A 14679-nucleotide genomic window follows, 5' to 3' on the forward strand; every position below is an offset into this window, starting at 1 on the left:
GGTTAATGACCTGCTTTTTCTTCCTGCCAGCGTTCATGCAACTGGTTAAGCTGGGCGCTGACCGTTTTCCAGCGTGCGGAGTCCATCAACTCCTGACGCGAAAATGAACCTTTATGATACAAACGCGTAACACGTTCTGCATTGATCGGCGACAGATTATCTAACACGCTGACCGCTCCTTTACGATTATTACAGACCAGGATCATATCGCAACCCGCATCCAGCGACGCCTGCCCGCGCTCTGCGTAGCTCCCCATAATCGCCGCCCCCTCCATCGACAGGTCATCGGAGAAAATCACGCCATCAAAACCAAGTTCCTCACGCAGCACCGTTTTCAGCCAGTGCGGTGAACCACTTGCCGGACGCGGATCGACATCGCTGTATATGACGTGCGCCGGCATAATCGCATCAAGTTTGTTCCCGGTGATTAGCGAACGGAACACCGACATATCCCTGGCGCGAATTTCCGCCTCAGGACGCGGATCGGTTGGCGTTTCTTTGTGCGAATCGGCAGTGACTGCCCCGTGTCCGGGGAAGTGCTTACCGGTGGTTTTCATTCCGGCAGCATGCATCCCGTCAATAAAACGCGTCGCCATTGCCAGAGCTTTAAGCGGATCGGCATGGTAAGAACGCTCGCCAATTGCTGCGCTGATATGCCCGACATCCAGCACCGGCGCGAAACTGATATCAATGTCCATCGCGATCATCTCGCTGGCCATTAGCCACCCGGCATCCTGCGCCAGTTTGCCCCCTTCTTCCAGCCCGTGCAGCGCAGCAAAAGATTGTGCGGCTGGCAGGCGGGTAAAACCTTCACGAAAACGCTGTACGCGTCCGCCTTCCTGGTCAACCGCCACCACCAGATGATTGCGCGAAGCCGCCCGAATCTGGCGGACTAACTCGCGCAGCTGCTCCGGGTCATGATAATTACGCGTAAAGAGGATCAGCCCCCCCACCAGCGGATGGGCCAGAATCTCGCGCTCTTCTGCGTCCAGCTCAAACCCTTCGACATCCAACATTACTGGACCCACACTGCTCTCCTTATCCTTTCTTTTTCAGCTGCCGCCAGTCGTCGTCGGCCAGCCTGATAAATTGTTGTTCGCCGGTTTGCTGCCAGCGGTATTCAAACCATCCGGCTTTCAGCATCATTACCCAGGGGCGCCATAACCTGACCTGCCGCCATAGCGTTTGCGGACAGATATGCGCAACGGCGGCATAGGATCTCACCAGCCGTTGATGCTGCCGCTCATCCTCTACCCATACAGCGGCCAGCTCCAGAGCGATATCGCCGTCCCCGGCGTATTCCCAGTCAATCAACCGTAGCCCCGATGCCGTCTGTACCAGGTTATCGCCGTGGACATCCATATGCAAAGGCGCCAGACGCAGCGGACGAGGTTCCCGCACCGCTCGCAGCCGTTTTAGCATCCGTAGCCAGTACGGCGTCCTGCGTGCCGGATCGCTCCCCTGCCAGTAGCGCATAAGCAGCGGTAACAGCGAAATACGCCAGCCAAAACGCGGTTGTTGGTGCAGATGATACAGTAAGCCCGCCAGTTCGTCGGTATCCGGTAATCCAGATTTTACCTCTCCCTGCAAATAGTCCACCGCCATCCAGCCGGGAATATAAAAACGCGGTCTGGGGGCAAGGGTTTCCGGTAAACGTGACAACGCGTGATACTGACGCAAAAAATCAGATTCAGGCGCGAAGGGATCATGATGGCAACGGAGCACCAGACGGCGGGCGTCATGTTCAATGATGCAACTCCCGCCGCTTAATCCGTTGTGGCAGGCGGCGACGGGATGATATTGCGGGAAGTAGCGCGACAAAACGTCGTCGCGCGTCAGTAGATTATTGTTGCTGGACTGCACCTTTACCTGACCAGATTATCTCGCCAGTTTGTACCAGCATTAACTGCATTTGCAGCGATGGCGCATTGACGTTACCCGCCGCGCTGGAATAGAGCACATATTGCGCCCCTACGTTACGGGCGATGCCAATCGCTTTACTGCGCGTACCGAGGCTGTCCTGCGGTGATAAACCCAGTTGCTGCTTCGCCATCGCCAGTTGCTGCGCGGAAACCAGCGTAAATTTACCGTTATTCGCCAGCGCATTACGTAAAGTCTCTGTGGCCTCGCCCGCGTTGAGCGAACCGTTGGTGCGGTTATTTACGCTATCGACCAGCAGTACATTACCCGCCGTTACGCCATCAGCCTGGAGCATTTTTCCGACCATCGGCTGCATCGCGCTGTTCCAGTCATAATGGCGCACGCGCGGCGCAGGCTGTGCGGTCTGGTCTTCGTGTTCAATCGGGCCCGGCTGCTGCGGGATCGTCGGCACCGATGGCACGACCGGCACAGGCTGCTGCGGCTCAGCTGGCTGTTCCGGCGCCGGTTTGACTTCATCAACCGGTGCGGGTTCACGTTGCCCCACACAACCGGAGAGAAATATCGCCAGCGCGGCCACCAGTGCGTAGCGACTCATTTTCGTCATCAAAATTCACCCCTTACAAATAAAGATAAAGTCTAACCTTATGCGCCCCCAGATAATTGGCGCTGCCATACAGCGTGACCGACGAACGCGCCGGAATAGTCACACTGCGTGGCGCTTCCAGAGGATGCATTTCCAGCCCTCTGGCGTCATACCAGTAAAACCGATAATGCACGGTAACGGGTTCTTGCCTTTCGTTATAGAGGCGTGAGGATGCAGAAGGCTGAATATCGGACGTCGTCAACGCAGGCGCTTCTGCCGTGATACCGGCCGCCAGCAGCGTTGATTCCATCACCAGTGTCTGTTCATCACTGACCGGAATTTCAGGGTGTGAGCGACAACCCGCAAGCAACAGTAAGGCCAGTGATATCGCAAGGCATCCTCTGGTCATTGTCAGAGGCCTTTATGCGCCAGCATCGGCCCCAGCGCACGCCCGCCCAGCAGGTGCATATGAATGTGATAAACCTCCTGCCCGCCATGACGGTTAGTATTCATGATCAGGCGGTAGCCGTCTTCGGCAATGCCTTCCTGCCCGGCAATTTTTGCCGCGACGGTGATCATACGGCCCAGCGCCTGTTCGTGCTCCGCCGTGACATCATTAACCGTTGGGATCAGGGTATTCGGGATGATCAGAATGTGCGTGGGCGCCTGCGGCGAAATATCGCGAAATGCGGTAACCAGTTCATCCTGGTAAACGATATCCGAGGGGATTTCACGACGGATAATTTTGCTGAATATAGTTTCTTCTGCCACGACATTTTTCCTTTTTTCAAAATTAGCCATAACGTTGCGCCATGCTACGCCGAGCCACACTGCGAGTATAGAGTATGAGCGAGTTACTCACGCTCTTTCAACTTTAACCCACGATTTATTAAGCAAAAAATCTGTCAGTTGCTGCGCTTATACTCATTTCCCTCTTCTCTTTGCACCTCATAGCACTGAAACAAGATTTCATTTTCACCCGTAACATCTGTTTACAGCATTAATGCAAGTGCGTATATTTCGCATTTGCATTTTCATGCGCATTTGATGGTTAGAAAATTAAAAGGGTTCGCCATGCCATTTCATGGTTTGAACTTAACGTTCATCATTATTAGGGGTTTTTCGATGTCTTTCACAACACACACCCAGGATGAGCAGCGTCAGCCTGCCGCAGTTCCCACACTGCTGGCAGCCTGCATCGCTATGGCATTGATGCCTTCCACCAGCTTCGCCGCTACCACAACAGAAGAAACAATCGTTGTTGATAGCGCATCACAAGCCGACACGTCCAGCGATGAAGAACAGGACTACAACGTTAAAACGACAACCGCTGGCACTAAAATGCAGATGGCGCAGCGCGATATTCCTCAGTCTGTCAGTATCATCAGCCAGCAACGCATGGCTGATCAGCAATTACAAACCCTTGGCGATGTGATGGACAGCACGCTGGGTATCAGCAGAAGCCAGTCAGACTCCGACCGCAACCTCTACTACTCACGCGGTTTCCTCATCGACAACTACATGGTCGATGGCATCCCCACCTATTTTGAATCACGCTGGAATCTTGGCGATGCCCTTTCTGACACGGCCCTGTTTGAACGTGTGGAAGTCGTACGCGGCGCAAATGGATTAATGACCGGAACCGGCAACCCTTCCGCGTCTATCAATATGATCCGCAAACATGCCACCAGCCGTGAATTCAAAGGTAATGTGTCTGCGGAATATGGAAGCTGGAACAAACAGCGTTACGTAACCGATTTACAAAGCCCGCTGACAGAAGACGGTAACGTACGTGCGCGGATTGTTGCGGGTTATCAGAACAATGACTCATGGCTGGATCGTTATAACAGCGAGAAAACATTCTTCTCCGGCATTATCGATGCCGATCTGGGGAGCACAACCAGCCTTTCCGCCGGGTATGAATATCAACGCATCGACGTTAACAGCCCGACCTGGGGCGGTTTACCTCGCTGGAATACGGATGGCAGCACCAACAAATATGACCGCTCGCGCAGTACCGCTCCAGACTGGGCCTACAACGATAAAGAGTTTAATAAAGTCTTTGTCACGCTGAAGCAGCGTTTTGCGGATACCTGGCAGGCAACGCTCAACGCCACGCATTCTGAAATCAAATTCGACAGTAAAATGATGTACCTGGATGCCTATGTCAATAAAGACACTGGTATGCTGGTTGGCCCTTACGCCAACTATGGGCCAGAGTACGGTTACATTGGCGGTACGGGCTGGAACAGCGGCAAACGTAAAGTCGATGCTGTCGATCTTTTCGCCGATGGAGGCTACGACCTGTTTGGCCGTCAGCATAACCTGATGATCGGCGGAAGCTACAGCAAACAGAATAACCGCTATATGAATACCTGGGCGAACGTATTCCCGGATGAACTGGGCAATTTCTACAACTACGACGGTAACTTCCCGGAAACAAACTGGGGTCAACAAACCGTTGCCCAGGATGATACCACGCACATGAAATCGCTCTATGCAGCGACCCGCATTTCGCTGGCCGATCCGCTGCATCTGATCATCGGCGCTCGCTACACCAACTGGAGTATCGACACGCTGACCTACCGGATGGAGAAAAACCATACCACGCCATATGCCGGACTGGTGTATGACATTGATGATAACTGGTCTGCCTACGCCAGCTATACTTCCATCTTCCAGCCACAGAACTATCGTGATAGCTCGGGTAAATATCTCGCCCCTATTACGGGTAACAACTATGAAGTGGGCTTGAAATCTGACTGGATGAACAGCCGCCTGACCACCACATTGTCGGTCTTCCGTATTGAGCAGGATAACGTCGGCCAATCGACCGGTAGACCGATTTCAGGTAGTAACGGCGACACCGCTTATAAAGCGGTAGATGGAACCGTCAGCAAAGGCGTTGAATTCGAAATTAACGGCGCTATCACCGACAACTGGCAGATGACTTTCGGGGCAACGCGCTTTATCGCGGAAGATAACGAGGGAAATGCGGTGAATCCGAACTTGCCACGTACAACCGTGAAGTTGTTTACCAGCTACCGTCTGCCAGTCATGCCTGAGTTGACCGTCGGCGGTGGCGTTAACTGGCAGAACCGTGTTCACGGCAGCGACACTGTCACACCATACGGCACATGGCGCGCGGAACAAGGCAGCTATGCGTTAGTGGATCTGTTCACTCGCTACCAGGTAACCAAAAACTTCGCCGTACAGGGCAACATTAACAACCTGTTAGACAAAACCTACGACACCAATATTGATGGTTCTATTGTCTACGGCGAACCACGTAACGTCAGCATTACTGCAAGCTATCAGTTCTGATAACGTTACTGACGAAAAGGGAGCCATCTGGCTCCCTTTTTTACGTTCTCGCAAGCCTGATGGCGGCTAACGCCTTATCAGGCCTACAACTGTGCTATAACCGTAGGCCGGATAAGCCACGCGCCATCCGGCAACACAGCGTAAAAAAGGCAGCCATTTGGCTGCCTTAGTTCTCCCCAACGTCTTACTGCTTAGCTATTGCGGATGTATTCATCCATTTCCGTTTTCAGGTTATCGGATTTCGTACCGAAAATAGCCTGAACGCCGGAACCTGCGACGACGACACCAGCTGCGCCAAGCGTCTTCAGGCCAGCCTGATCCACTTTAGCAACGTCAGCAACGCTAACGCGCAGACGGGTGATACATGCGTCGAGGTTAGTGATGTTCTCTTTACCACCAAACGCGGCGATCAGGGCCGGAGCCATTTCACTGGTTGCGCCCACTTTGCTGTCTTCGCTCGCGTCTTCACGACCCGGCGTTTTCAGATCCAGCGCTTTAATCAGCACACGGAAGACGGTGTAGTAAATAATCGCATAACCTGCACCAACAATCGGGAACAGCCACAGTTTGCTGCTGTTGCCAGACAGAACGATGAAGTCTATCAGACCGTGCGAGAACGATGTACCGTCACGCATACCCAGCAGGATACAGATCGGGAATGCCAGACCTGCCAGAATCGCGTGGATAACGTACAGGATCGGCGCAACGAACATGAAGGAGAACTCGATCGGCTCGGTGATACCGGTCAGGAACGAGGTCAACGCTGCGGAGATCATGATACCGCCCACTTTCGCGCGGTTTTCCGGTTTAGCAGAGTGCCAGATCGCGATAGCCGCAGCAGGCAGACCGTACATTTTGAACAGGAAGCCGCCGGACAGTTTGCCCGCAGTCGGGTCGCCCGCCATATAGCGAGGAATGTCGCCGTGGAACACCTGACCTGCTGCGTTGGTGTATTCACCGATCTGCATCTGGAAAGGAACGTTCCAGATATGGTGCAGACCAAACGGCACCAGGCAGCGCTCAATGAAGCCATAGATACCGAACGCCACAACCGGGTTCTGGTAAGCAGCCCACTGAGAGAACGTCTGGATAGCCGTCCCGATCGGCGGCCAAATGAAGGACAGGATCACGCCGGTGAAGATGGCAGCCAGACCAGAAATGATCGGCACAAAGCGTTTACCCGCAAAGAAGCCCAGATACTCAGGCAATTTGATACGGTAGAAGCGGTTGAACATGTACGCTGCAATCGCACCGGAGATAATCCCCCCGAGAACACCGGTATCCGCCAGGTGTTTTGCTGCGATTTCTTCAGCAGGTAAATGCAGAACCAGCGGCGCAACCACGGCCATGGTTTTGACCATGATGCCGTAAGCGACAACCGAGGCCAGAGCCGAAACGCCGTCGTTGTTGGTGAAGCCCAGTGCGACACCAATGGCGAAAATCAGCGGCATATTTGCAAAAACAGAACCGCCTGCTTCTGCCATAACGTGCGACACAACGGCTGGCAGCCAGCTGAAGTTAGCGGAACCGACGCCCAGCAGGATACCTGCGATAGGCAGTACGGATACCGGTAGCATCAGCGATTTACCGACCTTTTGCAGGTTAGCAAATGCATTCTTAAACATAATTAGGAGTGCTCCTGAGTATTTGTGCTTATACACTTCATCCTTCAAACCGCCTCAGCGTTGGCTGCGTTCGTTCATCCCAGTCACTTACTCAAGTAAGCTCCTGCAATTCACTCACTTGCCGCCCTGATGCAGCCTGAATGATTTTGTGTATTCTACGTTTTCACGCATTGGCGAGGGGGGAGAACCTCGCCGTGGACAGGGCATCTAAGCGCCCTTTATTTATTACACAGAGTAAAATAAATAAGCTCGGTTTTGTTTGACGGCTATCACGTTTCAGCTCCTGACAGCCATAAAACCATCACATTCTGACAAAATGAGTGTCTGAATGTTACAATTCGCTCATTCACCGCCCATTTTGTGGCGGTGAACTTTACTCGCTTTGAATATTAATTACGAGCTTTAAAAAAACTCAGTTAACGGGTTGATTGCAGGCGAGAAGCGTTGATGTGGAACAGGCAGGCAAAGTTTTCAGTGGTTGCCTGCGCCAGTTCTTCAACGGCAACACCCTTCAATACGGCCATATACTCTGCGACATCGCGAACCATTGCAGGCTGGTTCTCTTTACCACGATGCGGCACCGGAGCAAGATAAGGAGAGTCCGTCTCAACCAGCAGACGATCCAGAGGAACATAGCGGGCGGCATCACGTAACTGCTCCGCGTTGCGGAAGGTCACGATCCCGGAAAAAGAGATATAAAACCCAAGATCCAATAATTTACCCGCTGTCTCCCTGTCCTCTGTAAAACAGTGTAGTACGCCACCGCAATCCGTCACTTTTTCTTCGCGCAAAATCGCCAGCGTATCGGCGCGTGCGTCACGGGTATGCACAATCACGGGTTTATTTAATTCACGGCCAATCTGAATATGGTTAATGAAGGATTCTTGCTGGCGAACTTTTGTTTCCGGCGTATAAAAATAATCCAGCCCGGTCTCTCCCATGGCCACCACGCCTTCTTCAGCGGCAAAGCGACGCAGGTCTTCCGCATCGTATGATTCATCCTGGTTTAACGGGTGTACGCCGCAGGAAAACACAACATTATCCCGCTCGCCAACCAGTTCGCGCATACTCTTGTATCCGGGCAGGGTTGTCGCCACCGCCAGGCAGAACTTCACATCGCGCGCGGCGGCTTTTGCCAGCACGTCATCCACGTCCTTATGCAGAGATTGATAATCCAGGCCATCAAGATGGCAGTGTGAGTCGACTAAAAACATAATGTCTCTCTCAAAGATGGGAAACAGGCAACATGGCGCCTGGTTGCAGGTAATGCTCTATGCGGAGAATAAGATCGGTTAATACCAGTTCGCGGTTTAATCCGGTCACGTTAATCAGCTGTTCGCGACAATGGCAGACATCGCTGAGTATGGCCTGGATGCGTGCGACGGATAACCGTTCAGCTATCGACGCCACCAGCGTTCCGGCATCCTGATTTGTCAGGCTGGAAGCGCCATACCGGTATTTAAGGGCATCCATAAGCAGCGTCGCCAGCCAGTGTAAACGTACGGCGGCCTGTTCGTGATTCAACACCGACAGAAGGATATACCAGTCGCCGGATTGCAGCGTATTCGCCAGCGCTTCGCAAAGCGCGTTACGATGCGCCCAGCTGTCGGCCTGCAACAACGCCAGAGCGGCGCCGGGAGCCCCTGCGCTCAGGCGCAGCGCCGCCAGCAACGTCTCTTGTGACATTGTCACTTCACGAGAAAGCCAGGAAACAGCGTATTGTTCAGATGGCGGCGCAAGATGATGCAGACGACAGCGGCTGCGTAAAGTCGCCAGCAGGCGTGCCGGTTCACGGCTGGCAAGAAAGAACCAGGTTTGCTCCGGCGGCTCTTCGAGCGTCTTTAATAAGGCATTCGCCGCGGCATCAGTCAGCAGGGCCGCATCCGGGATCAACACGACTTTCGCGCCGCCAAGTCGAGAGTGTTCGTACAGCTTCTCGCCCACGTCGCGTACCGCGTCCACGCCAAGGGTGCTTTTTCCCTTTTCCGGCAACAGCGAGTAATAGTCAGGATGCGTACCCGCCTGCATTAACTGGCAGCCACGACAGCGCCCGCAGCTTTTATGCCCTTCCGGTTGCTGGCACAGCAAATAACGACTGAGGGCATAAATCAGCGCATCATCCCCCATTCCGGGCAACGCCTGAATCAGTAACGCATGGTGGCCCCGACCCGCCTGATAGCTTGCTACCAGTTTTTCAAAGTCTGGCCGTAACCACGGATACCATTTCATGCACCCTGCTCCTTGATCCAGGCCGTTACGGTTGTGCGAATATCGTTCATCACAGCCTCCAGCGGCTGAGTCGCATCAATGGTGCGAATGCTGGCATCGCTGGCGGCCAGCTCAAGGTAGCGGGCACGCGTGCGATTGAAGAAATCCAGAGACTCCTGCTCAATGCGGTCAAGCTCGCCGCGCGCGCGCGCGCGTTTTAAGCCAACCTCCGGCGTCACATCCAGATACAGGGTCAGGTCAGGACGGAAGTCGCCCAATACCGCATCACGCAGCGTCGCCAGCATCGTCTGGTCGATCCCTCGGCCGCCGCCCTGGTAGGCCTGGGTGGACAGGTCATGGCGATCGCCAATGACCCACGTTCCTTTCGCCAGCGCAGGCTTGATAACGGTTTCCACCAGTTGCACTCGCGCGGCATAAAACATCAGCACTTCAGCTTTATCCGTGATCGTTTCATCACCCACCGATTTGATGTCCAGCACCAGACTTCTTAATTTCTCTGCAAGCTGGGTGCCGCCCGGCTCACGCGTAAAAATCATGTCGTGAATACCCAGTTGCTCAAGTGTCTCCACCACCACGTTACGCGCGGTGGTTTTTCCGGCGCCTTCCAGGCCTTCGATGACGATATAGTTACTGCCCATTTTTTTCCTTAAGCACTTTCAGGTAGTCCTGCACTGACCGGTTATGGCTGGCAAGATTGGTGTTAAACGTGTGACCGCCCTTTCCGTCAGCCACAAAATAGAGGTACGGCGTTTTCGCCGGATGCGCGGCGGCTTTCAAAGAGGCTTCGCCAGGCATGGCGATAGGACCTGGCGGCAACCCGGTGATGGTATAGGTGTTATACGCCGTCGGCGTTTCCAGCGCCGCGCGCGACAGCTTACCATTATAACTCGCCCCCATGCCGTAAATCACGGTCGGATCGGTCTGCAAACGCATACCAATACGCAGACGGTTAATAAAGACCGATGCCACCTGATCGCGTTCGCTGGCGACGGCCGTCTCTTTCTCGATAATAGACGCCATCGTCACCAGTTGATTCTTATCTTTATAAGGCAACCCTTCCGCGCGCCCTTCCCAGACGTCATCTACCGCTTTAACCATCTTTTGATGCGCACGCTTCAGAAGCGCGACGTCGGTGGTGTTGGCGGTATACATCCAGGTGTCCGGCCAGAACCAGCCTTCAAGCCACTCCGGGTTCTCCAGCTTCAGCGCCTGCGCGACGGTTTCGTAACGGTCATCGCTAAGCGTATGCTGAATATAAGGCGCATTTCGCAACTGATTCAGGTAATCGCTCAGGCGCATCCCTTCGACCAGACGTAGCGGGAACTGTGCTTCTTTACCGCTTTCCAGCAGTTTCAGCATCTCCCGTACGGTCATATCAGGCGTTAAACGATAGGCGCCCGCTTTAAAGTTTGATAATTCAGGTTCAACGCGCAACAACCACTGAAACACGCGCGGCCGATTGATAATTTTGTCGGCGTAGAGTTGATCGCCTAATGCCAGACGCCCGGTTCCGGCCTTCAGGGTAAAGATCGTCTCTTCTTTTATTAACAAGGGACTGTCGGCCAGTTGGCGCACTTTCCACATTCCTGCGCCAGCGGCAATGCCCAACACAACGACCAGCAGAAGGAAAAAGCGTAACATTCTTTTCATGACTAATTCGGGTGCTCACAAAGTGGGGCTAAAAAATCGAACAATGAACGTGCAAACATCAGTTTATCGCCACAGGCGCGCACGGGAATCACGGGCATCAACGCATTGCAGATAACCATCTCATCGGCCTGCATAAGCGCGTCCTCCCCGGCATACACTTCGACAACCTGAAAAGGCGATTGTGCCAGCGACTGTAAACAAAATTGTCGCATAATGCCGTTTACCCCCGCCTGATCCAGGCGCGGCGTATACACCACATTCTCTTTACGCCAGAACAAATTAGCCGCACAGCATTCCGTAACCCATCCCTCGCTGTCAAGAACCAGCGCTTCATCGGCGTTTGTCTGCTCAAGATGAGACCGGATCAGTACCTGTTCCAGTCGGTTAAGGTGTTTTATACCCGCAAGCATAGGGTTACGCCCCAGCCGTACGGGGCTTAGCGCCAGCGTAATACCTTCCGTACGCCAGCGTTCATAATGAGTGGGATAAGGAGAAACGGATAAAATTCGCGTGGCCGCACGACAGTTTGACGGGCTGTAGCCCCTGCCGCCGCTGCCACGACTCAGAATAACTTTCAGTACGCCACTGTTCTGGCCTGCTGCCATCGCCGTCATTTCGTGTTGCAGTTCCGTCCATTGACTGAAGGGAAGCAGCAGTTTTTCGCAGGCATCCTGCAAACGGCGAAGGTGTGCGGGCAGGAGGCAAATTCTACCGTCACGGATTCGCGCAGTAGTGAAACAGCCATCGCCAAACTGCGTCGCGCGATCGCTGGCGGCAAGAGAATCCTGTTCACGGCCATTAATTAAGAACATAGTGGCTCCTTATTCGTGGTCGATTAGTGTGGCAGGATGGTTAACACAGGACAAGGGAAGAAAGCTGAATAAAAAAGGCCCGACAAGCGGACCTTTTTACTCTCTGGTGGAACGACTTAGACCTTTTTGAAGATCAACGAGCCGTTAGTACCGCCAAAGCCGAAGGAGTTACACAGCGTATACTCCATTCCGTTAACCTGACGAGCTTCGTGAGGCACAAAGTCCAGGTCGCAACCTTCATCCGGGTTATCCAGGTTGATGGTTGGCGGAACAGCCTGGTCGCGCAGCGCCAGAATAGAGAAAATGGACTCTACCGCGCCCGCAGCACCCAGCAGGTGACCCGTCATGGATTTCGTCGAGCTGACCAGCACACGGCTTGCCGCATCGCCAAAGACAGATTTTACCGCCTGAGTTTCCGCTTTATCGCCTGCCGGCGTAGACGTACCGTGAGCGTTGACGTAACCAATCTGACCCGGCTCAATGGCCGCATCACGCAGCGCATTGACCATCGCCAGCGCGGCGCCCGCGCCGTTTTCCGGCGGTGACGTCATGTGATAAGCATCGCTGCTCATCCCGAAGCCAACGATTTCGGCATAAATTTTCGCGCCGCGCGCTTTTGCATGTTCGTACTCTTCCAGTACCACCATGCCCGCGCCATCGCCGAGAACAAAACCGTCACGCTCTTTATCCCACGGGCGGCTGGCCGCTTGCGGGTTATCATTACGTGTAGACAGCGCACGCGCTGCGCCAAAGCCACCGACACCCAGCGGCGTACTGGCTTTTTCCGCACCACCCGCTACCATCGCGTCCGCATCGCCGTATGCAATGATACGCGCGGCATGACCGATGTTATGTACGCCTGAGGTGCAGGCGGTAGCGATAGAGATGCTTGGCCCACGCAGGCCGTACATGATGGTCAGGTGACCCGCCACCATGTTAACAATCGTCGACGGAACAAAGAACGGGCTGATCTTACGCGGCCCACCGTTCACCAGGGAACTGTGGTTTTCTTCGATCAGTCCGAGACCGCCGATACCAGAGCCGATAGCGGCGCCAATACGGGCTGCGTTCTCTTCCGTTACTTCAAGGCCAGAATCCTGCATGGCCTGAACGCCAGCGACAATTCCATATTGAATGAAGGCATCCATCTTGCGCTGTTCTTTGCGCGAGATGATGTCGTCACAGTTAAAATCCTTTACTAAGCCAGCAAATTTCGTTGCATAGGCGCTAGTATCGAAATGGTCGATCAGGCTGATGCCACTCTGACCGGCAAGGAGAGCTTTCCAGGTAGACTCTACGGTATTGCCGACAGGAGACAACATGCCCAGTCCGGTCACAACTACACGACGCTTAGACACGTTTGTCCTCCAGGGAGGGAAAATGATTCTAGTGGGACAAAAAGATAAAACTCAGGCGGTCGAATGACCGCCTGGAGATGTTCACTTACGCCTGGTGGCCGTTGATATAATCAATGGCAGCCTGAACGGTGGTGATTTTCTCAGCTTCTTCGTCCGGAATCTCAGTATCAAACTCTTCTTCCAGAGCCATTACCAGCTCAACGGTGTCAAGAGAATCTGCGCCCAGGTCTTCAACGAAAGAAGCATTGTTGGTAACTTCTTCCTGCTTAACGCCCAGCTGCTCGCCGATAATTTTCTTAACGCGTTCTTCGATAGTGCTCATACTCTTAAATTTCCTATCAAAACTCGCTTTCGCGATGGTTTTCGTAGTGTATAAAATGTTGAAAAATTTGCAACTAAATCCCGGCAGTTCTTACCACGATTTTACGTTATTTTGAGGCCAAGACCTACAATAACGCAAATATTTTTCGTGGTTAAACCATATACATTCCGCCGTTGACGTGCAGAGTCTCACCAGTGATGTAACTTGCTTCGTCAGAGGCTAAAAATGCAACCGCACTGGCGATTTCCTGAGCGCCGCCGAGGCGACCCGCAGGAACCTGCGCCAGAATACCCGCACGCTGATCATCAGACAGCGCACGCGTCATGTCCGTTTCAATAAAGCCCGGAGCCACAACATTGACAGTAATCCCACGCGACGCAACTTCACGCGCCAGTGATTTACTGAAGCCAATCAGACCCGCTTTCGCCGCAGCGTAGTTGGCCTGACCCGCATTTCCCATGGTACCAACCACAGAACCGATAGTGATAATACGTCCATGACGTTTTTTCATCATAGCGCGCATTACCGCTTTTGACAGACGGAAAACAGATGACAGATTGGTTTCGAGAATATCGTTCCACTCATCATCTTTCATTCGCATCAGCAGATTATCGCGAGTGATACCGGCATTATTGACCAGGATATCAACTTCACCAAATTCTGCGCGAATATTTTCCAGAACAGATTCAATAGATGCCGGATCGGTCACATTCAACATCAGACCTTTACCGTTCGCACCTAAGTATTCGCTAATGGCCTGAGCGCCATTTTCGCTGGTAGCAGTACCGATGACTTTCGCGCCACGGGCAACGAGCGTCTCAGCAATTGCGCGGCCAATGCCACGGCTTGCACCGGTAACCAGCGCGACTTTTCCTTCAAAACTCATGGTTTTCCT

At 53.5% G+C, this 14679-nt stretch carries 15 protein-coding genes; 1 reads left to right on the top strand and 14 read right to left on the bottom strand.

Annotated features, from left to right (window positions below; all coding sequences use genetic code 11):
- Positions 1-2: 2 nt before the first annotated feature.
- From nagZ to hinT, 5 genes are read right to left on the bottom strand one after another with little or no spacing between them, the layout of a single operon-like run.
- A complete protein-coding gene (nagZ, locus tag OGX81_RS16325) occupies positions 3-1028 on the bottom strand; it encodes a beta-N-acetylhexosaminidase (RefSeq protein ID WP_024130435.1) in 1026 nt (341 codons plus the stop codon).
- A gap of 10 nt (positions 1029-1038) precedes the next feature.
- A complete protein-coding gene (gene thiK / locus OGX81_RS16330) occupies positions 1039-1863 on the bottom strand; it encodes a thiamine kinase (protein ID WP_024130436.1) in 825 nt (274 codons plus the stop codon).
- The gene (gene lpoB, locus OGX81_RS16335) at positions 1844-2485 is read right to left on the bottom strand and encodes a penicillin-binding protein activator LpoB (RefSeq protein WP_104868796.1); all 642 of its coding nucleotides are present in this window, start codon (positions 2483-2485) and stop codon (positions 1844-1846) included. The genes thiK and lpoB overlap by 20 nt, the downstream gene beginning before the upstream one ends.
- A 13-nt stretch (positions 2486-2498) precedes the next feature.
- Positions 2499-2873, bottom strand: coding sequence for a YcfL family putative periplasmic lipoprotein (locus OGX81_RS16340; RefSeq protein WP_071258229.1), 375 nt, complete (start codon positions 2871-2873; stop codon positions 2499-2501).
- 2 nt (positions 2874-2875) lie between these two features.
- The gene (gene hinT / locus OGX81_RS16345; protein ID WP_047463701.1) at positions 2876-3235 is read right to left on the bottom strand and encodes a purine nucleoside phosphoramidase; all 360 of its coding nucleotides are present in this window, start codon (positions 3233-3235) and stop codon (positions 2876-2878) included.
- A gap of 354 nt (positions 3236-3589) precedes the next feature.
- Between hinT and fhuE the strand changes: the two genes are divergently transcribed.
- Positions 3590-5788, top strand: coding sequence for a ferric-rhodotorulic acid/ferric-coprogen receptor FhuE (gene fhuE, locus OGX81_RS16350; RefSeq protein WP_104869145.1), 2199 nt, complete (start codon positions 3590-3592; stop codon positions 5786-5788).
- Between the two features lie 191 nt (positions 5789-5979).
- Here the strand turns inward: fhuE and ptsG are convergent, their stop codons facing one another.
- The 9 genes from ptsG to fabG all read right to left on the bottom strand — a co-directional run bounded on the left by ptsG (position 5980) and on the right by fabG (position 14670).
- Positions 5980-7413: a PTS glucose transporter subunit IIBC gene (gene ptsG / locus OGX81_RS16355; protein ID WP_024130440.1), complete on the bottom strand. Its 1434-nt coding sequence runs from the start codon at positions 7411-7413 to the stop codon at positions 5980-5982.
- A 416-nt stretch (positions 7414-7829) separates the two neighbouring features.
- Positions 7830-8627: a metal-dependent hydrolase gene (locus tag OGX81_RS16360; protein WP_104868797.1), complete on the bottom strand. Its 798-nt coding sequence runs from the start codon at positions 8625-8627 to the stop codon at positions 7830-7832.
- Positions 8628-8637: 10 nt separating this feature from the next.
- Positions 8638-9642: a DNA polymerase III subunit delta' gene (holB, locus tag OGX81_RS16365; RefSeq protein WP_071258231.1), complete on the bottom strand. Its 1005-nt coding sequence runs from the start codon at positions 9640-9642 to the stop codon at positions 8638-8640.
- The gene (tmk, locus tag OGX81_RS16370) at positions 9639-10280 is read right to left on the bottom strand and encodes a dTMP kinase (RefSeq protein ID WP_012132824.1); all 642 of its coding nucleotides are present in this window, start codon (positions 10278-10280) and stop codon (positions 9639-9641) included. Before tmk ends, holB begins: the two co-directional genes overlap by 4 nt.
- Positions 10270-11292, bottom strand: coding sequence for a cell division protein YceG (gene yceG, locus OGX81_RS16375; protein WP_104868799.1), 1023 nt, complete (start codon positions 11290-11292; stop codon positions 10270-10272). Before yceG ends, tmk begins: the two co-directional genes overlap by 11 nt.
- A gap of 2 nt (positions 11293-11294) precedes the next feature.
- Positions 11295-12104, bottom strand: a complete 810-nt coding sequence (gene pabC, locus OGX81_RS16380) for an aminodeoxychorismate lyase (protein WP_047457518.1) — start codon at positions 12102-12104, stop codon at positions 11295-11297.
- A gap of 116 nt (positions 12105-12220) precedes the next feature.
- Entirely contained in the window at positions 12221-13462 is a 1242-nt protein-coding gene (fabF, locus tag OGX81_RS16385) for a beta-ketoacyl-ACP synthase II (RefSeq protein WP_058669004.1), read from the bottom strand.
- A gap of 85 nt (positions 13463-13547) precedes the next feature.
- On the bottom strand, positions 13548-13784 hold the full coding sequence (acpP, locus tag OGX81_RS16390; RefSeq protein ID WP_000103754.1) for an acyl carrier protein: 237 nt from the start codon (positions 13782-13784) through the stop codon (positions 13548-13550).
- Between the two features lie 151 nt (positions 13785-13935).
- Positions 13936-14670 (bottom strand): 3-oxoacyl-ACP reductase FabG, encoded by a 735-nt coding sequence (gene fabG / locus OGX81_RS16395; RefSeq protein WP_012132828.1) that lies wholly within the window; start codon positions 14668-14670, stop codon positions 13936-13938.
- Positions 14671-14679: the final 9 nt, after the last annotated feature.

The sequence above is a fragment of the Citrobacter sp. CK206 genome (assembly GCF_030333125.1).
In the GTDB taxonomy this organism is placed as follows: Bacteria; Pseudomonadota; Gammaproteobacteria; order Enterobacterales; family Enterobacteriaceae; genus Citrobacter_B; species Citrobacter_B koseri.